Origin of the sequence: Bulleidia sp. HCP3S3_C9 (assembly GCF_052064035.1) — a bacterium.
Lineage (GTDB): Bacteria > Bacillota_I > Bacilli_A > Erysipelotrichales > Erysipelotrichaceae > Bulleidia.
In genome coordinates, this window is the sequence record NZ_JBQHWJ010000033.1 from 1 (window position 1) to 24,241 (window position 24,241).

Below are 24,241 nucleotides of genomic sequence, written 5' to 3' on the forward strand. Positions count from 1 at the left end.
TCATGTAATACTTTAGGCTTTCTCATAGGATGCCCGTTACTGACATATGGCTGATAGTGACAGCTGCCTTTTGAAACATCCACGGTAATGACTGGTCCTTGCATTATGGAACCTCCTGTTCTTGCATAATATCTGTGGTAAGCAATCCCATACCTTGTTTCGACTATTTTTCTGTGTTACATACGGAATCATCTAAGCGGATCATTGATGTTCTCTTTTTGATTAATCAGTCTTCTGAAACAAGAGGGAAGCGGAACGTTTTTTTTGACTGACTAGAATTACTTCTGTCTAAAAAGGCTTACGTCCTCACTTTACCCAGACCAATCTCATGTATGCCTACACAAGAAAGGCCAGGAATCACTAGTACTCCTGACCTATTCATCATATACCTGTATATTTGGTTATTCGATCAGGACTAGTTTCTTCCTGATTTCATAATAGAAAAAATGCAAATGAAAATGGCATCAAAATCATTGGAGATCTTCCATTTTATATTGCGAGTGATTCTAGTGATGTATGGGTATCGAGTGAACAGTTTTTGTTGGATGAAGCAACCCATACAATTCAATATGTCAGTGGTATGCCAGTAGATGGAGCTAATCCAAATGGGCAGAAGTGGGGGAATCCGTTATTTGACTGGAATAGAATGGAGCAGGAGCAGTATCAATGGTGGATCAAACGTGCAAAACATGCATTACAGTGGTGTGATGTTTTGCGAATTGATCATTTTCAGGGGTATTTATCTTACTACGCAATAGAAATTGATGGTGAAGCAAAAGATGGTCATTGGTGTGAGGGACCGGGCTTGAAACCATTCCACTATCTTGAAGAAGAAGTGAAAGATGTCGAAATGATTGTTGAGGATCTTGGCTATCTTTCTGATGAATTTAAACAAATGATTAAAGACAGTGGATATCCTGGCATGCGTATTCTGGAATATGCATTTGATCCAAACGATACATATTCTTTGTATATGCCTTTCCAGCATGAAAAAAACAGTGTTGTCTACATTGGAACACATGATAATGAAACATTGAAACAGTGGATCAAGGACAAGAATCAAAGTGAGCGTGTGAAACGTGCATGTGCGTATCTTGGATGCGATAAGGCTGGATTACAGGATGCAATGCTTCGCTGTCTGTATAGTTCTAGAAGTGACATTGCAATCGTGCAGATGCAGGATCTGCTGGGCAGTGATACACGTATGAATGATCCTGTAAAATACCAGGAAGCATGGTGCTATCGATGCGAAAAAGGCAGCTACAATCGTGCTTTAGCAAAGAAAATCAAGCAGATGATGCTTGTGTATGCTAGAAACAATTGGAATGTATCTCAATGAAATAATTATTGAATATTGTGAAAGTTAACCTGTAAACGCTTGTAAGTGAGAAATTGTTGTATTAAAATAAACCTAGTAAATGAATCAGGAGGAATTTTGAATGAAACAGATTTCAGTTACAGTGATTGACCCTGTTGGATTACATGCTCGTCCAGCTACAGTAGCAGTTAATGCAGCTAGCAAGTTCAAGTGTGAAGTTAAGGTTGCTTATAAGGGCCGTACAGTAAATATGAAGTCCATCATGGGCGTTATGTCATTAGGTATCCCTACACAGTCAGAAATTACAGTTTCTTGTGAAGGTGAAGACGAAGACGTAGCTGTCAAGACAATCGAAGATGTACTTCGTGCTCAAAAGGTAATTGCTTAATTAGTTAAGTATGAAAAGGGAGTAGCGTCTTGGCTGCTCCCTTTTTTCACAACTGCATGGTTGCAGCTCCATTATAAAAAGCTGATATTATTTTTATAATTGTAGAAAACGCTTACAGAAAGGTGGAAATAAATGACATATTTAGATGAATATAAAAGATGGAAAGAAACTGATCTTTTAGACATTGACTTAAACACAGAACTAGACGCAATTGCCTGTGATGATGATGCAATCAAAGAAAGATTCGCAGTGAGCTTACAATTTGGTACTGCTGGTTTAAGAGGTACATTAGGTGCTGGTACAAACCGTATGAATATCTGGGTCGTTAGACAGGCAACACAAGGTGTTGCTGAGTGGGTGAAGACACAAGGTGGAACACAAACCGTAGCTATTTCTTATGATTCAAGATTAAAGGGCTGGAATTTTGCGCGTGAAGCTGCTGGGGTACTTGCAGCGAATGGTATCAATGTTCGTATCTATGATGAATTAATGCCAGTTCCTGCACTATCTTTCGCTACAAGATATTACAAGTGTAATGCAGGTATCATGGTAACTGCTTCTCATAATCCGGCAAAATATAATGGATATAAGGCGTATGGACCAGATGGATGTCAGATGACAGATGATGCTGTTGCGGTTGTATATGATTCTATTCAGAAGACAGATGTATTGACTGGTGCAAAGTATATGCCATTCAGTGAAGGTGTTGAAAAGGATCTGATCAAGTTTGTTGGTGAAGATTGCAAGAATGGTTTATATGAAGCGATTGAAGCAAGACAAGTACGTCCAGGTCTTTGCAAGAGTGCTGGACTAAAACTCGTATATTCTCCATTGAATGGTACTGGTCTAGTTCCAGTAACACATGTATTAAAAGATATAGGAATTACAGATATTACAATTGTTCCTGAACAGGAATATCCAAATGGCTACTTCACAACATGTTCTTATCCAAACCCTGAAATCTATGCGGCAATGGAAAAGGGCGTAGAACTTGCGAAGAAAGTTGGTGCAGATCTTATGCTTGCAACTGACCCGGATGCTGACCGTGTTGGTATTGCGATGAAGTGTCCAGATGGAAGCTATGAACTTGTTTCTGGTAATGAAATGGGTGTTCTATTACTTGACTATATCTGTGCGGGTAGAATTGAAAAGGGAACTATGCCAGAAAATGCTGTCGCTGTTGAATCTATTGTTTCTACACCTCTTGCAGAAAAAGTTGCTGAACATTATGGTGTTGAATTAAGACATACATTAACTGGATTTAAGTGGATTGGTGATCAGATTGCTAAGCTTGAAGAAGCTGGTGAAGTGGATCGTTTCATCTTTGGATTTGAAGAATCTTATGGGTATTTAGCTGGACCATATGTTAGAGACAAAGATGCTATCATTGGTTCCATGCTGATTTGTGAAATGGCAGCATACTATAGAAGTATTGGTTCTTCCATCAAGCAGAGACTGGAAGAAATCTATGCACAGTATGGTCGCTACCTGAATCTTGTAGATGCATATGAATTCCCAGGCTTATCTGGAATGGATAAGATGGCTGGAATCATGAAGGGATTAAGAGAAAATGTTCCTGGTGAATTTGCTGGAAAGAAAGTTACAAAGGTGACTGACTATCTTGATACTGCTTCTACTGGTTTACCTAAATCTAACGTATTGAGATATGACTTGGAAGATGGATCTGTATTGATTGTTCGCCCAAGTGGAACAGAACCAAAGATCAAGACATATTTCACAACAAGCGGTGCAACTTTAGAAGAAGCACAGGCAAAGAAAGATGCTTTAACAGAAGCAATCAAGCCTATTCTTGCTTAATATACAAACCTGGTATTTTGCCAGGTTTTTTTGGAATTTCTTCAGTAGTTTTCATCCGAATTTTTTTATCTTAACAATTATATATTTGAAAATAAAGTCTGTTTCTTAGTGATAAATCACTGTATTCTAAAATTAAGGAAAGATAATTTATGATAGTTCCTTATTTGCATACACATCAACAAATAGTGAAGTCGAAAATTTTGCTGAGGAAAATGTCACAATTTTTATAACATCAGGTAATCATTATGAAAAAGCTGTTTTTGATACTTTGTGCTTTACTTATTTCAGGTTGCAATATGAGTAATAATACAAGTGAAGCTGAAATCATTGAAGAAAACTCTGTTGCTCCAAACATAATGGTAAATGATCATTTGTATCACTCTACTGGTGAATTATATGATGGTCGATTTTATATTGAAGCTAAGGAAGAAGATTATAATCTGCAATTTGAAGTAAATGGTACCATTACTTCTAGTGTAGAAGGATACGAATTACCTCGCGAAAATAATCAATCTAATTTTGGTGTTGGTTATGAATATCATATTGTCGATGCAGAAAATGTTCTTGTGAGGATTGAAGGTTTATGGATTAGGTATGAATGTGCAAATTCAACTGACTAGGTTTAATAATTGTTATGGCAATTAGAAATTTCACAGAAGATTTACATAAACATCGATTGTACTTCGATAAGGTTAACTATAGGTCCATGATAGTTCTCTAGAAATCTCAATCTTTAATTACATTCAATTTATAACATTTCGTTTTTTAGAATATGCATGTATGGTGGATGATGCATAGACAATCAGTTAAATCTCTACACAAAGCAATCAAGCCTATTCTTGCTTAATATACAAACCTGGTATTTTGCCAGGTTTTTTTGTTGCCTTGAATGTAATAGAATGTTGTTAGAAATGAGAGACTGATTTTATGAAAAAGACAAGAATTACATTCAATGCACCAGTGACATTGGGATTTGTGCTGCTTTGTTTTTTCACAACGCTTTTCGGTGTTTTATCTAGTGGAAAGATCACAGAAGTGTTTTTCATGACATATCATTCTTCATTGGGTAATTTCATGACATATGTCAGATTTTTTACACATGTATTAGGACATGAAGGATGGGAACATTTTATTGGCAATGCCTCGTACTTATTATTGCTGGGGCCAATGCTGGAAGAAAAGTATGGTTCAAAAACATTGTTAGAAGTCATTGGCATAACTGCCTTGGCAACAGGACTGATTAACTATGTATTCTTCTGGGATATTGCTCTTTGTGGTGCAAGTGGAGTTGTATTTGCGTTTATTGTGCTTTCTTCTTTTACAGAATTTAAGCAGGGAGAGATACCTTTAACATTTATATTGATCATGTTTTTCTTTGTTGGAGAACAGGTGTATGAGGCTTTTGCGGTGAATGATAATATTTCTAATATGGCACACATTGTTGGTGGAATTGTTGGTGCAGTTGTTGGTTATACATTAAATCGTAAGAAATTTTAAAATGACCTTTAGTCAATCTTGCAAACATGATAAAATATGAATACTTGTGAAAGGGGTATCATGAATAAGAATAAGATCATTGAAACCTTCCATGAAGGTCATTGTATTGAAGCATATCGATTGTTTGGCGCGCACATTGGAAAAGAAAATAATCAATCCGGGGTTCGCTTTACGGTATATGCGCCACATGCAAGAAGAGTATATGTTATCGGTAATTTTACAGAATGGGATGAACATCCAGTAGAAATGCAAAGAACAGATGCATTTGGAATCTGGAGTGTTTTTATCAATCATGTTTTTGAATGGGATTGTTACAAATATAAAATTGAAACAGGAAAAGGAGATATCCTGTATAAAGCGGATCCATATGCATTCTATTCAGAAACAAGACCAAATAATGCATCAAAGATTTATGACTTCAATGACATCCAGTGGACTGATGAAAAATGGATGCAGTCTAGAAACAAAAGTTTTAATCAGCCAGTCAATATTTATGAAGTATATGCTGGAGGATGGAAAAAACATGGCGAATATCCATATACATATCTAGATTTAGAAAAGGAATTGATTCCTTATGTCAAAGAAAAGGGATTTACACATATTGAAATGATGCCTTTGTGTGAATATCCATTTGATGGATCATGGGGATATCAGGCAAGTGGATACTATTCTTTGACGAGTCGGTATGGGAATCCAACAGAGTTTGCTTCTTTTGTGAATGCTTGTCATAGAGAAGGAATTGGCTTAATTATTGATATGGTTCCTGTGCATTTTGTCAAAGATGCATTTGGATTGATTGCATTTGATGGTGAGCCATTGTATGAATATGCTGATGCTGAAAATAGAGAATCTCAATGGGGAACAATGAATTTTAATCTCTGGAATGAAGAGGTACGTTCTTTTTTGATGAGTTCTGCATGTTTCTGGTGTGATGTATATCATATTGATGGAATTCGCGTGGATGCGGTGAGCAATCTGATTTACTGGGGCGGAAATAGTAATCGTGGTGTGAATCAAGGTAGTGTTGATTTTGTAAAAAGAATGAATTACTACTTGAACCGTGAATATCCTGGTGTGATGCTCATTGCGGAAGATAGTTCGGATTTTGCGAAAGTCACAGCATCAACATTAGATGGAGGTTTAGGATTTGACTATAAATGGGATCTTGGATGGATGAATGATACATTAAAATATTATTCTACAGATCCTTTGTATCGTGTATATGATCACCATCTGTTGACGTTTTCTATGCATTATTTTTACTCTGAGAAATTTATTCTTCCATTCTCTCATGATGAAAATGTACATGGCAAAAAAACAATCATTGATCGTATGTGGGGAGATTATGAAACAAAGTTTTCTCAGGCAAGAAATCTGTATGCATATATGTATGCACATCCTGGCAAGAAATTGAATTTTATTGGAAATGAAATTGCTTCGTTTAGAGAATTTGATGAAAAGAAAGAAATTGACTGGTTCTTGCTGGAGTATCCAAAACATAGAGCGTTTGCAAAATTCTTTTCAGATCTGAATCATATTTATTTGAAATATCCAGCATTGTATCAATATGACTATACATGTGGAAAAGGTTTTCAGTGGATCAATGCAGATAATGCGAAGCAGTCTGTATTTACATTTGTACGTGAAGATGATTCGCAATATATTGTCTGTGTAATGAACTGCAAGCCAGAATCGTATCCGCAATACGATGTTAAAGTACCACAAAATGGCGTATATAAAGAAATTTTAAATACAGAAGATGCGTTGTATGGGGGCTGTAATATGTGTAATAAAAAACCTCTGCATTCCATAGCTGATGGAAAACAGGGTGTATTTTCTTCGCATATTACGATACAATTAGCACCGTGGGCTACAATTTATTTTGTATGTGACAAAAAGGGAGATAAGAAAAAACATGTTTAAAAGTAAAGAAGAATTCAAAGAGCAGTACATAAGACGCCTTGTTGAAAGCTTTGGATGTGCCGTAGAGGATACACATCCAACAGAAAAATACATGGTCTTAGGCAAGATGGTTAGAGACTATGCAAATGTTAACTGGAAAGATACAAAATCTGCAATCAAGCATACACAGGCAAAGCAGATATATTATTTTTCTATTGAATTTCTGTTAGGCAAGATGCTGACAAATAACCTGAAGAATCTTGGTATCTATGACATGGTCGTAGATGGACTCAAAGAATTAGGTATTGATTATAATGAACTTGCATCATTGGAATTGGATCCAGGTCTTGGAAATGGTGGTTTAGGCAGACTTGCTGCATGTTTCATGGATTCAGGTGCATCTTTAAACCTTCCATTGAATGGTAACTGTATTCGTTATCGTTCTGGTTTGTTTGAACAGCAGATCAATGAAGCTGGTGAACAGGTGGAATTGCCTGACTACTGGATGCGTTATGGAAATCCATGGGAAATCCGTAAACCTAAGCATGCGGTAGAAGTCGAATTCTATGGTCATATTGATTCCTGGTATGATGAAGATGGAACAATGCATTTTGAGCACCGTGATTCTACAAAGGTCATGGCAGTTCCATATGATATGGCACTCATTGGAGCAAATACAATTTTTACAAATACATTAAGACTTTGGTCTGCTGAACCAGCAAGCAAACCTATGTATATGTCTGAAAGAGATTATCTGTCTCTTGTTGATGATATTTGTTTAAAACTATATCCTGATGATTCTACTGAAGAAGGCAAGTATCTTAGATTGATGCAGGAATACTTCTTTGTATGTGCAGGTATTCATTCTGTTGTGGAATCTCATTTGAAACAGTATCCTTCATTGAAAAATTTAGGTGAAAAGATTGCAATTCAGATGAATGATACACATCCTGTATTAGTGATTCCTGAATTAATGAGAGTATTGATGGATGAATATCATTTCTCATGGGATGAAGCAAGTGCAATTGTAAAGGAAACCTGTGCATATACAAACCATACAGTTATGTCTGAAGCATTGGAAAAATGGCCGATGGATTATATTCGTAACCTGCTTCCACGTATTGCCATGATCATTGAAGAAATTGATCGCCGTTTCACACAGTATGTCTGGGAACATTGCAATGGTGATCAGGGAATGGTTGAAAGAGTACGTGTGATCCAGAATAACACAGTACATATGGCAAATCTTGCTATTGTTGGCTCTCATTCTATCAATGGTGTTGCCAAGATCCATTCCGAAATCCTGAAAGATGATTTATTCAGAGACTTCTATCAGTTATTCCCAGAACGTTTCTCTAATAAGACAAATGGTATTACGCCAAGAAGATGGATGCTGTATAACAATCCACAGGAAAAGAAGTTCTTAGATGAATTGATTGGCAAGAAATATGAAGTTGACTTCAAAAAGTTTGAAGATTTAATGAAGTATGTAGATGATCCAGCAACACAGGATGCATTCTTGAAAGTCAAGCAGGAAAGAAAAGAAATTCTTGCGAAGTATATTGAAGAAAAGACAGGTATTGTTGTTGATCCAGCTTCTATCTTTGATTCCCAGGCAAAACGTTTACATGCATACAAGAGACAGCTTCTGAATGTCATGAATATCATTTACCGCTATCAGAGAATCAAGTCTGATCCAAATTACCGTATGCAGCCACATACATATTTATTTGCGGCTAAGGCAGCAGGTGCATATACATTTGCTAAGAAAGTTATCAAACTGATTAACTGTGTTGCAAAGGTTGTGAATAATGATCCTGATGTAAATGGCATGATCAAGGTTGTATTCTTGCCTAACTATTGCGTTACGATGAGTGAAATTCTAGTTCCTGGTACAGATGTATCTGAGCAGATTTCTACTGCAGGTAAAGAAGCAAGTGGTACTGGTAACATGAAGTTCATGATGAATGGTGCAATTACACTTGGAACATTAGATGGTGCCAATGTGGAAATTGATGCACTTGTTGGTAGAGATAACGATGTCATTTTTGGTCATACAGTAGAAGAACTTAGTGATATGAAGTACAGCTATCGTGCACAGTCATACATTGACGGTGATGAAAGAATCGCAAATGTATTGAGATCTCTTGTTGACTGCACTTGGAGTTCTGATCCAGATGACTTCACATTGATCTTGAATGAAATCAAGAATAAGAATGATGAATTCTTTGTATTGGCAGACTTTGATGCTTATGTAAAAGCACAGGAAAAAATTGAAGAATTATATCAGGATAAACATCAATGGGCTAAAATGTGCTTAGTCAATATTGCGAAGAGCGGATATTTCTCAAGTGATAGAACAATTGGAGAATACGCAGAAGATATCTGGAACGCTGAACCATTGAAATTTTAAAAAAAATATGGCACCATTAATGGTGCCTTTTATTTTGGAAAATCAATAAAAATAGTGGAGGGATCTATGCCAGCAATGCATGCTTATCTGGATGATTTTGGGAAAATCACAATCTGGATGAATAAAAATTTTTATGGTGGAAGAAGCGATTATTTTAGTCTAGTTGAAGGTAGTTCTTCACAGGATCTAGTTGTGGTCAATGCGGAAGAACATGATACAAAAATGAAATATGTTCTAACATGTCCTGCAGATGGAACATTTGGAAAAGACTATAAAATACGTGAATCTCATGGATTGATGGTTCCTTTGCAAATTAGAAATATTGTATCAACAGATGAATTCAACCGTATGTTCTATTATGGTGGAGATGATCTAGGATCTATTTACCATCCAACACATACTGATTTTGCTTTGTGGGCTCCGACGGCAGTATCTGTTACTTTACATATTCATAGGAATAAGAAAGTTGATTCTTATCCAATGAAAAGAAGTGACCACGGTGTATGGAGGATGCGCGTGGAAGGGGATCTTTCACATGCTTTGTATTGTTACTTTGTTGAAAGAAATGGATGCGTTGTTAGATCTTTAGATCCATATGCATTGAGCAGTAATGGAAATGGGCAGTATAGTGCTGTTATTAATGAAGAATTATTGAAAAAAGTTCCTTTTGTGAAACCTGAGGGAAAAGTTTGCGGTACAGATGCAATTTTGTATGAAGCAAATGTTAGAGACATGACAAGTTCTTGTCTTACAGGAACAAAAACAAATGGAAAGTATGTTTCTTTATGTGAAGACCATACACAATATGATTGCTTTCCTACAGGCTTGAATTATCTGGCTGGTTTAGGCGTAACGCATATTCAATTGATGCCTGTACATGATTATTGTACGGTGGATGAATTTCACCCAGAAAAGAATTACAACTGGGGATATGATCCAATGCAGTACTTATCATTGGAAGGCAGCTATTCTTTAAATCCAGATGATCCATATTCTCGTATGAAAGAAATGAGAGAACTTGTTTCTACATTTCATAAAAAAGGAATGCGTGTGAACTTGGATGTTGTATTTAATCATACATATGATGTCGATAGTTGCTGCTTTAACTGTGTCATGCCATATTACTATTATCGTTATAATGAAGGTGGTTTCTTATCCAATGGATCTTTCTGTGGAAATGATTTTGCTTCTGATAAACCAATGGCAAGAAAATATCTGTTATATGTAATTTCGAAGATGATGGATCTATATGATGTAGATGGCTTTCGATTTGACTTGATGGGTATTTTAGATGTGGAAACAATGAATGCAATCAAGGAAAAAGGCAAAAAGAAGAAAGCTGATTTCATGGTATATGGTGAAGGGTGGGACCTTCCAACAATGCTTGATTACAAGAAGAAGGCAAGTATCATGAATCAGAATGTCATGCCTGAAATTGCACACTTTAATGATTACTTCAGAGATGTTGTAAAGGGAAAAACAAGTGATGATCAGAAATACAGTAAAGGATATATTACTGGTGATACAGAACATGCTTTTTCTTTCCTTTCCGCAATTACTGGAAATGTGATGGGTGATCCTTTGTTTAAGCGCTTTGAACAGCCAGATCAAACAATCAATAATATCGAAACACATGATAATTCTACAAGCTGGGATAAGATGCATGCCTGTTGTAACAATGAAGATCGTCAGACGCGTAAAGAACGTCAGAAAATGATGATCTTGACGACGTTGATTTCTCAGGGAATTCCATTCCTGCATGCTGGATGTGAATTCTGTGGAACAAAGAATGATGATTCTAACTCTTATAATGCTCCTGATAAAATTAATCAGATGGATTGGGAAAGAGCGGTGTTCTACTCTGATATTATTGAATATACAAAAAAATGTATTTCATTAAGAAAAGAATATAAACAGTTCCGCTTACATACAACAGAAGAAATCATGGAACATGTCAAAGTGAATGTGAGTGAAGGTGGAATTGTATTCTATGATATTTTTATGAAAGATGAAGAGCATCATATTGATGCTATTCGCTGTATCTTTAATCCATCCTACAATGGAAGAGAATATGATTTTGAACCAGACTGGAAATGTATTTTTGATGAATATGGACAGGCACATGAAGAACATGGAACACATGTGGAAGTTCCAGCATTATCCATTCGTATATTTGCGAGAATTGCATAGAAAGAACTCTAAACGAGTTCTTTTCATTTGCTTTGTATGATAGTAAGATATCAATAAGGTTCAGGAGAGAAAAACAATTATGACAAATAAAAAATATGATGTTGTTGCTTTAGGGGAATTATTGATTGATTTTACAGAAAATGGACTCAGTGAACAAGGAAATCCTCTTTTAGAAGCAAATCCAGGTGGAGCACCTTGCAATGTTTTAAGCATGCTTCAGAAACTGGGAGATAAAACAGCTTTTATTGGAAAAGTTGGAAATGATGGCTTCGGTCATTTATTAACAAAAGCAGTGCAGGAACAAGGAATTGATACAACAGGTCTTGTGTATGACAATGATGTGCATACAACATTGGCGCTTGTTTTAAAGAAGGAGAATGGTGACCGTGATTTTGCATTCTATCGTAATCCAGGTGCTGATATGAATCTAAAGGAAGAAGAAGTCAATGAATCATTGATTGCTTCTAGTTCTATTTTTCACTTTGGTACATTGTCTTTAACAGATGAATCTGTGAAAAAGGCAACACAGAAAGCAGTTAAAGTGGCAAAAGAAAATGGATTAACAATTACATTTGACCCAAACCTGAGAGAACCATTATGGAGATCTCTAGAAGAAGCACATGAACAGGTTGCCTGGGGTTTACAACAGGCTGATGTTGTGAAGATTTCTGATAATGAAATTACATGGTTTACAGGAATGGATAATTATGATGAAGGGATTGCATTCTTACAGAAAGAGTATCCAAATCTGAAACTGATCTGCTTATCTATGGGTGGAGATGGCTCTAAGGCTGTATATCGTGATATCCATGTTGAATATCCTGCTTTTCTGCAGGAAGCAACCATTGAAACAACAGGTGCAGGGGATACGTTCTGTGCATGTATGATTCATACAGTGCTAGAAAATGGTATTGATCATTTAGATGAAGAAAAGCTGAAAGAAATGTTGAAGTTTGCCAATGCAGCAGCTTCCCTCGTCACAACAAAGAAGGGTGCATTGCGTGTTATGCCAACAAAAGAAGAAGTGGAAACTTTTATTGAAAACTTCAAGAGATAATTTATGAAACAGGAAACAATTGATAGAATACGTAAATTTGTTAAAGATAGAGACTGGGCGCAATTTCATACAGAAGAAAATCTGGCAAAATCGATTGCGATAGAAGCAAGTGAATTACTGGAATGTTTTCAATGGAGCAGTGAATATGATGAACAACATGTCAAAGAAGAATTGGCTGATGTCATTATTTATTGTCAGGATCTATTGGATCGTATGCATATAGATGTTGATGAAATCGTGAATATGAAAATGGATATGAATGAAAAGAAGTATCCAGTAGAAAAAGCATGTGGAAATGCTAAGAAGTACACGGAGTTATAGGAATGTATTTATTTTTAGATGTAGATGGTTTATACAATGCATTTCAGCATTTTGGATTATTAGGAGAGTAAAATGAAAAAACTGGTGAATGGAATTCTAGGATTATTTTTAATGATTTCTAGTATATTGACACCAATTCATGCGGAAGAATCATTTTCAGATTTTGAAGATGAGTTATTTCAAGAAATGATGTCTGAAGACTACACAACACTTCATTTTTCATTGCGTGATTATCAAAAATATGGCATTGAAAAGCCTGATGTAAATATCGGAGATGCTTCCTGGGATGATTATGAAGATAGTGTTGAAGATTGTGACGAATATTTGAAGAAGCTGCAATCTTTTGACTATGATTCTTTATCTGAAACAGAACAGAAAGATTATCGTACGATTGCATTTTATCTTGAAAGAAATAAAGAATTAAATTCTTACCCATATTTTGACTGGGCATTTAATAGTGCTGAAGGTGTAATTGATAATTTATTAACGACATTCACTGAGTTTGTTTTTTATGAAAAAGAAGATATTGATGATTATCTTACAACACTTGCTTCTGTGCCTGCGTATTTGGATCAATGTTTAGAAAATACAAAGAAACAGGCTGCAAAAGGGTATTTTTTAACAGATGCAATGTTAAAGGCGACAGAAGATGCAATTGAAAAGTTTGTAGATAAAAAAGATGATAATGAATTGATCAAGATCTTTGATGAAAATATTGATGCATTTGATGGAATGAGTGCAGAAGAAAAAGAAGCATATAAAAAGAAGAATCAAGAAATTGTCTTGAATGCATATATTCCTTCTTATGAAAAAGTCGCAGAAGAATTACAGAAGTTGAAAGGCTCAAGAAAGGCTGACTATAACGTTAGTTCTTTAGATGGCGGCAGTGAATACTACGCTGCATTAGCGAGATATAAAACAAGTATAGATGCGGATGTAGAAACAATTCTGGATATCTGTACACAATACATTGAAAAAAGTGTAGATGAATTGTATGACATTATGCAGAATCACAGTGAAGTTACAGAAGAAACGCTTGATTTTGATAGTGCAGAAGATGTGCTTTCTTATCTGGAAGGGCATTTAGATGCATTTCCTGTATTGGATAAAGTGTATTACAACGTACAATATCTTGATCCTAGCGTTGCCAACGACAGTATCGTTGCCTACTATTTGAGTCCTCCTGTAGATGATATGAGAGATAATGTCATCAAAATCAATGGTAATAATGTGAGTGATGTGATTGATTTATATACAACACTTGCTCATGAAGGATTTCCAGGACACTTATATCAGACAAACTACTATATCCAGCAGCAGCCATCATTGCTTCGTACGCAGTTAACAATGATGGGATATCAAGAAGGCTGGGGTATGTTTGCGGAAGGACAGGCATTACATGTATCTGGCTTGAGTGAATACGCAAGTGAATATCAGAAAATCAATATTGAATTGAATTATGTTTTATCTGCGGCGGTAGATCTGGGAGTAAATGGTTTAGGCTGGTCAACAAAAGATGTATCTAAGTACCTGGATCGTTTAGATTTGAACGGCAGTATTGCGAAAGATCTTTATGATTTTGCAACGCTGCAGCCAGGAACAATCTTGCCGTATGGTGTTGGTATTGCAATGTTTGAACTGCTGGAAAATAAAGCAAAGAATGCATTAGGAAATAATTTTGATCAAAAAGCATTCAATGAAGTCTTGTTGAATGATGGAAATCGCCCATTTGAAGTTGTTGAAGAGGATGTGAATGCATATTGTGGTATTGATGAAAATGATGAAAACAATATTATTTCTCATCGTTCTAATAACAAAGAGACACCAGTGAAAGATGATGTGAACTGGCTGCTGTATGGTGCGTGTGGATGTGGAATCATTGTCATTGGTGCAATGGGCGTGATTCTATATGTTAAATCTAGAAAGGATGATCCGTTTCAATCATGATTCATAATACATGGTGGCCTTTTTTACAAGAAGAATGGAAGCAGCCATACTTCCAGCAGTTAAGTGCGTTTCTTCATGAAGCGTACGCAACAAAAACGATTTTTCCTCCAAAAGCAAAAGTATTTTCTGCTTTTGAAGTTTGTGACTATCCTGATGTGAAGGTTGTGATTCTGGGACAGGATCCTTATCACGAAGTGAATCAGGCACATGGAATGTGTTTTTCTGTCAATCCTGGTGTGAAGATTCCTCCTTCTCTTGTGAATATTTATAAAGAGCTGCATGATGATCTTGGCTGTTATATTCCAAATAATGGATATTTAATGCCATGGGCAAAACAAGGTGTATTCCTTTTGAACACGGTTATGAGTGTTGAAGAAGGAAAAGCAAATTCTCATGCAAATAAAGGATGGGAAATCTTTACTGATCATACAATTCAGAAAATTAATGAAAAAGAAGATCCAGTTGTATTTATGCTTTGGGGTAGAAATGCTAGAAATAAAGCAAGTATGATTGATCGTAACAAACATCTTGTACTAGAGTGTGCACATCCATCGCCATTATCTGCGTATCATGGTTTCTTTGGATGCAGACATTTTTCACAGGCAAATGCATTTTTAGTACAGCATGGAAAGGAGCCAATCCATTGGCAAATCGAGAATCTATAAATGAAGAATGGGTCATGAGCAGGAGAAATTTAAATCATGGTCTTTCTCCTTTGCAATCTACTTTGGAATCTATTGGAAATCCACAGAATACATATCGGTGTATTCATGTTGCAGGTACAAATGGAAAAGGGAGTACATGTAATTATCTGAAAGATATTCTTGTTTCACAAGGGTACAAAGTGGGTATGTTTACTTCTCCACATTTAATGACGCATCGTGATCGTATTCGCATCAATGATTCCTATATTTCAGAAGATGCATTTCATGCATATTTGATGAAATATTATGATGTCATTGTAGAAAAACAGTTAGGAATGTTTGAGATTGATACATTGATTGCATTCCAGTGGTTTTTTGATGAAAAGGTAGATTACGCAATCATAGAAACAGGTTTGGGAGGCAGATTAGATAGTACAAATCTCATTGCACGTCCTGAACTTTGTATTATTACAAGTATTGGTTTTGATCATATGGCATTTCTTGGTACAAGAATTGAACAGATTGCGTATGAAAAAGCAGGAATCATTCAATCATATACGCGATGTTTGATTGGACATTTAAGTGAAAAAGCAAGAAAAGTCATTTCTTATCATGCATATAGAAAACATGCACGTGTGATTTCATTAGAAAGCTATGGCATTCGTAACAATGGTGTATTAGAATATAATCATACAGAATATTCATTATCTACAATTGCACTGTATCAGTTCCATAATGCAGCTCTGGCATTGAAGGCAGCTCAACTTTTAGGCGTTGCTATTCAACAGAAAAATGTAAAAGAAGCAGTTGAGCATAGCCAATGGAGGGGCAGATTTGAAACAATAAGTAAAGATCCATTGATCATCATTGATGGTGCACACAATGAACAAGGTATCAGAGCATTGTGTGAATCAATGAAACAATTACCTTCACCTGTAACTTGTGTATTTTCTGCTTTGAAAGATAAGCAGGTACATGAAATGGCAGGTCTTTTAAAAAGAAATTGCGAAACATTGATCATTACAGAGTTTCAAAATGAAAGAGCAGATACAGCAGAAGATTTATATGTAAAAGATGCAATCATTGAAAAAGATTACAAAAAGGCAATTTCAAAGGCAAAACAAATAAATTGCAATGGATCAATTGTAATTACAGGCAGTTTATACTTCATATCCATTGTAAGAAATTTGTTGATTCATTCTGAAACTTTTAATGAAAATTTACAATAATCATTAAATTAATTTAGATAATGTATTATAATGTAAGCGTTAACAAACGATAGAAATCAGGAGGTAATCATAATGAGAGCAAATAACATGGCAGCGATGATTCTTGCTGGCGGCAGAGGCAGTCGTTTGCATGAGCTGACCAAAAAAGTAGCGAAACCAGCCGTTCATTTTGGCGGCAAGTATCGTATTATCGACTTTCCACTTAGTAACTGTGCAAATTCAGGGATTTCAACAGTAGGTGTATTAACACAGTATGAATCTGTTTTATTGAATGCATATGTTGCGAAAGATCAGTTCTGGGGTATAGACACAAACAATGGTGGTGTCTATGTATTAACGCCAAGAGAAACAGACGATAAAGGTCTAGATGTATTTAGAGGAACTGCTGATGCGATTACTCAGAATATTGACTTCTTAGATAGTATTAATCCAGAATATGTTTTAATTCTTTCAGGTGACCATATTTACAAGATGAACTATGAAAAGATGCTTGCTTATCATCAAAGAAAGCAGGCAGATGCAACAATTGCGGTATTACAGGTAACACTCGAAGAAGCTACACGTTTCGGTATCATGAACTGTGATAAGGATGACATGATTGAAGAGTTCGAAGAAAAACCTGCACATCCAAAGAGCAACCTTGCATCTATGGGTATCTATATTTTCAACTACAAGACATTACGTAAGTATTTATTGCAAGATGATAAGAATCCTGATTCTTCTCATGACTTTGGTAAAGATATCATCCCTACATATTTGAATGATCATAGAAGACTTGCAGCATATCGTTTCAAGGGTTACTGGAAGGATGTTGGTACAGTTGATTCTCTATGGGAAAGTAACATGGATCTATTGGAATCCAATAACCAGTTAGATCTTGGTGATCAAGGATGGAAGATCTATACAGAAAACATTAACTCATTACCAACGTATATTGGTGATGAAGCAAAGATCAATAATGCGTATATTACACAGGGTTCTATTGTTTTAGGTGAAGTTAAGAATTCTGTTATTGGTACAGGCGCTGAAATTGGCAAGGGGGCCAAGGTCGTAGATTCTGTTATTCAGCCAGGTGCAAAGATTGGTGAAGGTGCAAAGGTTACACGTTGCATCGTTGCTGATAACGTAGAAGTTGCACCAGGTGCAGTACTTGGATCAAGTAAATCAGAACACATTGATCTTGTGGCTAAAAAGTACGCTGAGTAAGGAGAATCGATATGAAAGCATTAGGAATTATTTGTTTTGAAAATTCTCAAGCCAACGTAGGTGGTTTGGATGATTATAGACCAGTACCTGCCATTTCATTTTTAGGAAGATATAGAATCATTGACTTTATTCTTTCTAACATGACAAACTCTGGTATTGATAATGTTCATGTATATTGCAAGGAAAAACCTCGTAACTTATTTGATCATCTTGGAGCTGGACAGCAATACAATATCAACTCTAAGCGTGGACAATTAAGAATTCTCTATGGTGAAAAATCATTCTCTGCAGAAGTATATAACAATGATATTGCAAACTATATGTTAAATATGCAGTACATTGAAGAAGACAGCAATCCATATGTGATTGTTGCTCCAAGTTACTTTATTTATAGCTTGGATTTCACTAATGTTCTTCAGCAGCATATTGAATCCAAGAGTGATATCACAGTTCTTTATACAAACACAAGTGAAGCAAAAGAGCACTTCCTTGACTGTGATACATTAACAATGGACAAGGATAAGAGAATCACAGAAATTGGACACAATCGTGGCAAGAGAAAAAATGCATCTATTTCATTAGAAGCATATGTATTAAGCAAAAAGTTATTTATCGATCTTGTCAAGAAGGCTTCAGAAACATCTTCGTTGTACTGGTTCAGAGATATTCTCAATGATTCTTTAGAAGAATTGACAGTTACAGGATATGGCATCAAGGGATTTGTTGGGTGCATTAACTCATTGAGTGAATATTTCCGTATTACAATGGCTTTGAGTGATCGTGCAACAGCGAAGGGACTATTCAAGCCTGGATGGCCAATTTATACACAGACAAACGATTCTGCACCAACAATTTATGGAAAGACATCTGATGTCTGTGGAAGTGTCATTGCGAATGGATGTGTGATTGAAGGAACAGTTGCAGATTCTGTTGTTTCTCGTAATGTAACGATTCGCAAGGGGGCAATCATTAAGAATTCTATTATTCTTCCAGGTGCTTATATTGGTGAAAATGCTAAACTGGATCATGTGATCGTTGATAAGTATGCCATTATTCACCATGTAAAAGAACTTAAGGGTACTGCAGAAGAACCAGTATACGTTAAGAGAAGAGACCGTATTTAAAGGAGATTGTTTATGGGAAGATCAATTCTTTTCGTGGCAGGTGAAGGGCTGCCATTCGTAAAAACTGGAGGATTGGCAGATGTCATTGGTGCTTTACCAAAGGCACTTGTACAAAAAGGACACGATGCTAGAGTTGTCCTTCCTCTATACAGTAAGATTATTGAAAAGCATTATGACAAGCTGGAAAGACTTGGAACAATTCAGATTCATTCTGGATGGATTGACCAGCCAGCAACATATTACAAAGCAGAAGCAGATGGCGTAATTTACTACTTTGTAGAACATCAGGGATATTTTGAAAGAGAAGGATTGTATGGCTATGTAGATGATGGTGAACGTTTTGCCTTCTTCCAGCGTGCAGTTCTGGATATGATTTATTTCATCGACTGGTGGCCAAACATCATTCATTCTAATGACTGGCAGACAGGTATGATTCCATTGATGGCACATGCATGTTATGCAGATGATTATCGTTATCAGTCTATTAAACATGTATATACGATTCATAACATGGCATTCCAGGGTAACTTTGGTGTTGATATGCTTCCTACATGTCTTGGATTGGATTACAGCTACTTCGATGATGGATCTATCAAGTTTGATACTGGAATTTCATTTATGAAGGCAGGTATCGTATATGCTGATAAGATTACTACGGTTTCCCCAACATATTCCAATGAAATCTTGACAGAGACATATGGTGAAAGAATGGATGCTGTACTGCGTTATCGTAGAGGTGATTTGTGGGGTATTGTAAATGGTATTGACACAGATCTATGGAATCCAAAGACAGATAAGCTGCTTGCCAAGAACTTTGATGTGAAGAGCTATGCTTCTGGCAAGAAAGCAAATAAGCTTGCTTTACAGAAGAAGCTAGGACTCGAAGAAACAGACAAGAAGCCATTGATTGGTCTGGTATCTAGACTGACAAATCAAAAGGGCGTTTACATGATTACGGATCGTATTCGTGAAATCATGGGAATGGATGTTCAGTTTGTTGTTCTTGGAACAGGTGAAGCAAATGCTGAAAATGCATTCAAGTGGATGGAACAGGAATATAAGGGACAGGCAGTCTACTATTGTGGATACAATGAAGATCTTGCACATTTGATTTATGCTGCGAGTGACTTGTTCCTGATGCCTTCTTTATATGAGCCATGTGGTATTGGACAACTTATTGCAATGCATTATGGTGCATTACCTGTTGTTCGTGAAACTGGTGGTTTGAAGGATACTGTACAGCCATTTAACCAATATACTGGTGAAGGAAATGGATTCTCATTCTGGGCTGCAAACGCAGATGATATGATCTACACACTCAGATGGGCTGTTGAACAGTACAATACAAATAAGCCAGGATGGAAAGGCTTAGTGAAGAGTGCTATGACAACAGATGTATCTTGGAACCAGTCTGCTGGTGTATATGAACAGTTGTACTATGAAATCTGCAACTGGCCAGACGAATAAAATTGAAGCAAAATAGAGACTATGACGATTGGTTGTAGTCTCTTTTAAATTTGAAAAGGCTTTCAGAAACAGGAGGCATGAATGAAAAGTGATATGAATGAAAAAAATTCGTGAATTATTACACAAAATTTGTTTTTTTGTGTTTTTTTTCAAGACTAGTGGGTGGTATAATGATGGCAGAAATTAGGAGGAATTTTTTTACATGTCTAAGATTACAGTAAAAGATCTTGATGTTAGAGGTAAGCACGTTATTGTTCGTGTAGACTTCAACGTTCCACACAAAAATGGTGTGATTACTGATGATAATCGTGTCAGAGCTGCACTGCCAACGATTAACTATTTAACAGAAAATGGAGCTAAGGTTTTATTACTTTCTCACTTAGGAAAGATTAAGACAGAAGAAGATAAGGCTAAGAATGATATGAGCATTGTTGCTGATTGCTTAGCTGGACTACAGAGCGCTCCTGTAAAGTTTGTTAACGCAACACGTGGTGAAGAACTTGAAGCTGCTGTTAAGGCTCAGGAAGATGGTTCTATCGTTCTTATGCAGAACACTCGTTATGAAAAGGGTGAATCCAAGAATGATCCTGAATTAGGTAAATATTGGGCATCTTTAGGTGACTTATTCGTAGAAGATGCATTCGGTTCTGTTCATAGAGCTCATGCTTCTACAGTAGGTATTCCAAGCAACTTGCCAGAAGGCTGCGCTGCTGTTGGTTTCCTTGTTGAAAAGGAACTCAATGTACTAGGTGGTGCATTAAATGATCCTAAGAGACCATTCGTTGCTATTCTTGGTGGTGCTAAGGTTTCTGATAAGATCGGTGTTATTGAAAACCTGTTAAAGATTGCTGATAAGGTATTGATCGGTGGCGGTATGTCTTATACATTCTCTGCTGCTGTTGGCGGCAAGATTGGTGATTCTTTATTAGAAGCTGATAAGGAAGACCTCGCTAAGGAATTCATGGAAAAGGGTGCAGGAAAGTTATTCCTTCCTGTAGATACAGTTGAAGCTAATGCATTCGACAACGCTACAGATATCAAGACAGTCAAGTCTGGTGCAGTTGATGATGGCTACCAGGGTCTCGATATTGGTGCAGAAACAGTTGCATTATTCACTAAGGAATTAGAAGGTGCTAAGACTGTATTCTGGAATGGACCAATGGGTGTATTCGAAAAGCCTGAATATGCAAACGGTACAATTGAAGTTTGTAAGGCAATCGCTTCTCTTGAAGGTGCTACTACAATTATTGGTGGTGGTGACTCTGCAAGTGCAGCTAAGAACCTCGGATTTGCTGATAAGTTCTCTCACATCTCTACAGGTGGTGGAGCTTCTCTAGAATTCATGGAAGGAAAGGAGTTACCGGGTGTAGCAATCATCCCGGAGAAGTAATATAGACATGACAAGAAAACCAATTATCTTCGGAAACTGGAAAATGAACAAGACACCTAGCGAAGCAAAAGAATTCTTCGAAGGTATCAAGGGTTATGTAACAGGTGATGAAGCTGCTGAATACGGAATCGGCGCTCCATATGTTGATTTAGCAATTGCCGTTGAAAATGCTGGTGCAATCAAGGTTGCTGCTGAAAACTGCAATGAATTAGATTCAGGTGCATACACTGGTGAAGTTTCTGTACCAATGCTTAAGGAAGTTGGTATTACATACTGCATCATTGGTCACTCTGAAAGAAGAGAATACTATGCTGAAACTTCTGCACATTGTGCAGCTAAGGCTAAGAGATTATTTGCTGCTGATATTACACCTATTCTTTGTGTAGGTGAAACTGAAGCTGAATATGATGCTGGCAAGACAGCTGAAGTAGTATCCACAGAAATCAAGGAATCTCTTGAAGGTTTAACAAGTGATGAAGTTTCTAGACTTGTTATCGCTTATGAACCAATCTGGGCTATTGGTACTGGTAAGTCTGCTGACGTTGAAACAGCTGAAAAGTGCTGCAAGCTCGTTAGAGAAACAGTTAAGAGCCTTTATGATGAAGCTACAGCTGAAGCTGTACGTATTCAGTATGGTGGTTCTGTAAAGCCAAACAACATTAAGGAATATATGGCTTGTGAAGACATCGATGGTGCATTAATCGGTGGTGCTTCCTTGAAGGTTGATTCATTCAAGGAATTAGTTGACGCAACTAAGTAAGATTTCAAAGAGTAAATCTCTTGAAATATATAGGTAATCATAGGAGGAAATTATAAGATGCCTAATTTTGTAGATCCAATTGCTGAAGTACACGCACGTGAAGTTTTAGACTCTCGTGGTAACCCAACAGTAGAATGTGAAGTAACAACTGAATCCGGTGCATGGGGACGCGCAATCGTTCCATCAGGCGCTTCCACAGGTGAAAGAGAAGCTCTCGAACTTCGTGATGGCGACAAGGATAGATTTGATGGAAAGGGAACATTAAAGGCTGTAGCTAACGTTAACGAAAAGATTGCTCCAGCTGTTCTCGGACTAAACGTATTTGATCAGGCTTTGATCGATAAGACAATGCTCGATCTCGATGGTACAGAATTCAAGAGCAACCTCGGTGCTAACGCTACATTAGCTGTATCCTTAGCTTCTGCTAGAGCTGCTGCTGATTCTTGTGGTCTTCCACTTTACAAGTACATCGGTGGTACAAACGGTAAGGTATTACCAGTTCCAATGATGAACGTATTAAATGGTGGTTCTCATGCTGATAGTACAGTTGACTGCCAGGAATATATGTTAATGCCTGTTGGTGCTAAGTCCCTTCACGAAGCAGTTCGTATGGGTGCTCAGACTTTCCACGCTCTTAAGAAGGTTCTTAAGAAGTATGGTTATGACACAGGTGTAGGTGATGAAGGTGGATATGCTCCTTCTTCATTAGCTAATGGTTCTGGACCACTTGAAGAACTCAAGAATGAAGGACCTCTAGAACTCATGAAGGAAGCTGTTGAAGCTGCTGGCTTCAAACTTGGTGAAGATATCTGCTTCGCTATGGACCTTGCTTCTAGTGAATTCTACAATCCTGAAACAGGTAAGTATGAACTTTCTAAGTCCGGTCAGGGTGAAAAGACTTCTGACGAAATGATCGACATGATCGAAGAATGGACAAAGAAGTATCCATTAATCTCCATCGAAGATGGTCTTGCTGAAAATGACTGGGATGGATGGAAAAAGTTAACTGAAAGACTTGGTGACAAGGTTCAGTTAGTTGGTGATGACTTATTCGTTACAAACACAACATTCATCAAGAAGGGTATCGAACTTGGTGTTGCTAACTCTGTATTGATCAAGGTTAACCAGATTGGTACATTAACAGAAACACTCGATGCTATCGAAATGGCTAAGGAAGCTCAGTATACAGCTGTTGTTTCCCACCGTTCTGGTGAATCTGAAGACAGCACAATCGCTGATCTCGTAGTTGGTGTCAATGCAGGACAGATCAAGACAGGTTCTATGAGCCGTACAGATCGTATTGCTAAGTACAACCAGTTAATGAGAATTGAAGAAGAACTCGGTGATGTAGCTGAATTCCGTGGAAGAAAAGCTTTCTACAACGTTAAGGCTCTTTCTTCAGCTGAATAATTCTATTTCGGATCTATGAGATGCTTATCCTTTGGGTAAGCATCTTTTTTGGGTGTGCCGGGCATGGCGCTAATTCAGTCAGAGATAAACTGACCACAGGTCTTTACCGCCAAGTGTAGTAAACCACAAGCTGTTGGCAGTGATGCCATGAGTGAAGGAA

Annotated in this window: 18 protein-coding genes and 1 pseudogene; all 19 read left to right on the top strand. The window is 36.9% G+C overall.

The genetic code is table 11. The features are described 5' to 3' along the window. Positions 1-451: 451 nt before the first annotated feature. Positions 452-1,339, top strand: a pseudogene (locus ACTND6_RS06860) (4-alpha-glucanotransferase); the annotation flags it as partial. A gap of 100 nt (positions 1,340-1,439) precedes the next feature. Further along, positions 1,440-1,706, top strand: coding sequence for an HPr family phosphocarrier protein (locus tag ACTND6_RS06865; protein WP_178177036.1), 267 nt, complete (start codon positions 1,440-1,442; stop codon positions 1,704-1,706). Between the two features lie 132 nt (positions 1,707-1,838). After that, positions 1,839-3,524: a phospho-sugar mutase gene (locus ACTND6_RS06870; protein ID WP_441023110.1), complete on the top strand. Its 1,686-nt coding sequence runs from the start codon at positions 1,839-1,841 to the stop codon at positions 3,522-3,524. 296 nt (positions 3,525-3,820) lie between these two features. Next, entirely contained in the window at positions 3,821-4,144 is a 324-nt protein-coding gene (locus ACTND6_RS06875) for a hypothetical protein (protein WP_178177038.1), read from the top strand. Between the two features lie 307 nt (positions 4,145-4,451). Then, positions 4,452-5,021, top strand: a complete 570-nt coding sequence (locus tag ACTND6_RS06880; protein WP_441023112.1) for a rhomboid family intramembrane serine protease — start codon at positions 4,452-4,454, stop codon at positions 5,019-5,021. 60 nt (positions 5,022-5,081) lie between these two features. After that, complete coding sequence (glgB, locus tag ACTND6_RS06885) at positions 5,082-6,944, top strand: 1,4-alpha-glucan branching protein GlgB (RefSeq protein ID WP_441023114.1); 1,863 nt, start codon at positions 5,082-5,084, stop codon at positions 6,942-6,944. Beyond that, entirely contained in the window at positions 6,937-9,336 is a 2,400-nt protein-coding gene (locus ACTND6_RS06890) for a glycogen/starch/alpha-glucan phosphorylase (protein WP_441023116.1), read from the top strand. The genes glgB and ACTND6_RS06890 overlap by 8 nt, the downstream gene beginning before the upstream one ends. A gap of 66 nt (positions 9,337-9,402) precedes the next feature. Next, positions 9,403-11,526: a type I pullulanase gene (gene pulA / locus ACTND6_RS06895; protein ID WP_441023118.1), complete on the top strand. Its 2,124-nt coding sequence runs from the start codon at positions 9,403-9,405 to the stop codon at positions 11,524-11,526. A 79-nt stretch (positions 11,527-11,605) separates the two neighbouring features. Beyond that, positions 11,606-12,583: a PfkB family carbohydrate kinase gene (locus ACTND6_RS06900; RefSeq protein ID WP_441023120.1), complete on the top strand. Its 978-nt coding sequence runs from the start codon at positions 11,606-11,608 to the stop codon at positions 12,581-12,583. A 3-nt stretch (positions 12,584-12,586) separates the two neighbouring features. Then, positions 12,587-12,904 (top strand): nucleotide pyrophosphohydrolase, encoded by a 318-nt coding sequence (locus ACTND6_RS06905; protein ID WP_441023122.1) that lies wholly within the window; start codon positions 12,587-12,589, stop codon positions 12,902-12,904. Positions 12,905-12,976: 72 nt separating this feature from the next. Beyond that, positions 12,977-14,851: a DUF885 domain-containing protein gene (locus tag ACTND6_RS06910; RefSeq protein WP_441023123.1), complete on the top strand. Its 1,875-nt coding sequence runs from the start codon at positions 12,977-12,979 to the stop codon at positions 14,849-14,851. Then, positions 14,848-15,516, top strand: a complete 669-nt coding sequence (gene ung / locus ACTND6_RS06915; protein WP_178177147.1) for a uracil-DNA glycosylase — start codon at positions 14,848-14,850, stop codon at positions 15,514-15,516. The genes ACTND6_RS06910 and ung overlap by 4 nt, the downstream gene beginning before the upstream one ends. Before the next feature lie 14 nt (positions 15,517-15,530). Then, positions 15,531-16,724, top strand: a complete 1,194-nt coding sequence (locus tag ACTND6_RS06920; RefSeq protein WP_441023125.1) for a bifunctional folylpolyglutamate synthase/dihydrofolate synthase — start codon at positions 15,531-15,533, stop codon at positions 16,722-16,724. A gap of 72 nt (positions 16,725-16,796) precedes the next feature. Continuing rightward, complete coding sequence (locus ACTND6_RS06925; protein ID WP_441023127.1) at positions 16,797-17,930, top strand: glucose-1-phosphate adenylyltransferase; 1,134 nt, start codon at positions 16,797-16,799, stop codon at positions 17,928-17,930. 11 nt (positions 17,931-17,941) lie between these two features. Beyond that, positions 17,942-19,054, top strand: a complete 1,113-nt coding sequence (gene glgD, locus ACTND6_RS06930) for a glucose-1-phosphate adenylyltransferase subunit GlgD (RefSeq protein ID WP_441023129.1) — start codon at positions 17,942-17,944, stop codon at positions 19,052-19,054. A 12-nt stretch (positions 19,055-19,066) separates the two neighbouring features. Continuing rightward, entirely contained in the window at positions 19,067-20,521 is a 1,455-nt protein-coding gene (glgA, locus tag ACTND6_RS06935; protein ID WP_441023131.1) for a glycogen synthase GlgA, read from the top strand. A 202-nt stretch (positions 20,522-20,723) separates the two neighbouring features. Next, a complete protein-coding gene (locus tag ACTND6_RS06940) occupies positions 20,724-21,911 on the top strand; it encodes a phosphoglycerate kinase (RefSeq protein WP_178177152.1) in 1,188 nt (395 codons plus the stop codon). A 7-nt stretch (positions 21,912-21,918) separates the two neighbouring features. Further along, a complete protein-coding gene (tpiA, locus tag ACTND6_RS06945; protein ID WP_178177153.1) occupies positions 21,919-22,671 on the top strand; it encodes a triose-phosphate isomerase in 753 nt (250 codons plus the stop codon). Positions 22,672-22,728: 57 nt separating this feature from the next. Further along, positions 22,729-24,081, top strand: a complete 1,353-nt coding sequence (eno, locus tag ACTND6_RS06950; protein WP_178177154.1) for a phosphopyruvate hydratase — start codon at positions 22,729-22,731, stop codon at positions 24,079-24,081. The last annotated feature ends 160 nt before the right edge of the window (positions 24,082-24,241 follow it).

Bases quoted from the DNA above. Each gene is read 5' to 3' on its own strand.
- ACTND6_RS06940 (WP_178177152.1), top strand. From the start codon at position 20,724: ATGTCTAAGATTACAGTAAAAGATCTTGATGTTAGAGGTAAGCACGTT.
- ACTND6_RS06925 (WP_441023127.1), top strand. From the start codon at position 16,797: ATGAGAGCAAATAACATGGCAGCGATGATTCTTGCTGGCGGCAGAGGC.
- ACTND6_RS06890 (WP_441023116.1), top strand. From the start codon at position 6,937: ATGTTTAAAAGTAAAGAAGAATTCAAAGAGCAGTACATAAGACGCCTT.
- ung (WP_178177147.1), top strand. From the start codon at position 14,848: ATGATTCATAATACATGGTGGCCTTTTTTACAAGAAGAATGGAAGCAG.
- ACTND6_RS06905 (WP_441023122.1), top strand. From the start codon at position 12,587: ATGAAACAGGAAACAATTGATAGAATACGTAAATTTGTTAAAGATAGA.
- ACTND6_RS06870 (WP_441023110.1), top strand. From the start codon at position 1,839: ATGACATATTTAGATGAATATAAAAGATGGAAAGAAACTGATCTTTTA.
- ACTND6_RS06920 (WP_441023125.1), top strand. From the start codon at position 15,531: ATGAGCAGGAGAAATTTAAATCATGGTCTTTCTCCTTTGCAATCTACT.
- ACTND6_RS06900 (WP_441023120.1), top strand. From the start codon at position 11,606: ATGACAAATAAAAAATATGATGTTGTTGCTTTAGGGGAATTATTGATT.
- ACTND6_RS06880 (WP_441023112.1), top strand. From the start codon at position 4,452: ATGAAAAAGACAAGAATTACATTCAATGCACCAGTGACATTGGGATTT.
- pulA (WP_441023118.1), top strand. From the start codon at position 9,403: ATGCCAGCAATGCATGCTTATCTGGATGATTTTGGGAAAATCACAATC.
- glgA (WP_441023131.1), top strand. From the start codon at position 19,067: ATGGGAAGATCAATTCTTTTCGTGGCAGGTGAAGGGCTGCCATTCGTA.
- ACTND6_RS06910 (WP_441023123.1), top strand. From the start codon at position 12,977: ATGAAAAAACTGGTGAATGGAATTCTAGGATTATTTTTAATGATTTCT.
- glgB (WP_441023114.1), top strand. From the start codon at position 5,082: ATGAATAAGAATAAGATCATTGAAACCTTCCATGAAGGTCATTGTATT.
- glgD (WP_441023129.1), top strand. From the start codon at position 17,942: ATGAAAGCATTAGGAATTATTTGTTTTGAAAATTCTCAAGCCAACGTA.
- tpiA (WP_178177153.1), top strand. From the start codon at position 21,919: ATGACAAGAAAACCAATTATCTTCGGAAACTGGAAAATGAACAAGACA.
- eno (WP_178177154.1), top strand. From the start codon at position 22,729: ATGCCTAATTTTGTAGATCCAATTGCTGAAGTACACGCACGTGAAGTT.
- ACTND6_RS06865 (WP_178177036.1), top strand. From the start codon at position 1,440: ATGAAACAGATTTCAGTTACAGTGATTGACCCTGTTGGATTACATGCT.
- ACTND6_RS06875 (WP_178177038.1), top strand. From the start codon at position 3,821: ATGAGTAATAATACAAGTGAAGCTGAAATCATTGAAGAAAACTCTGTT.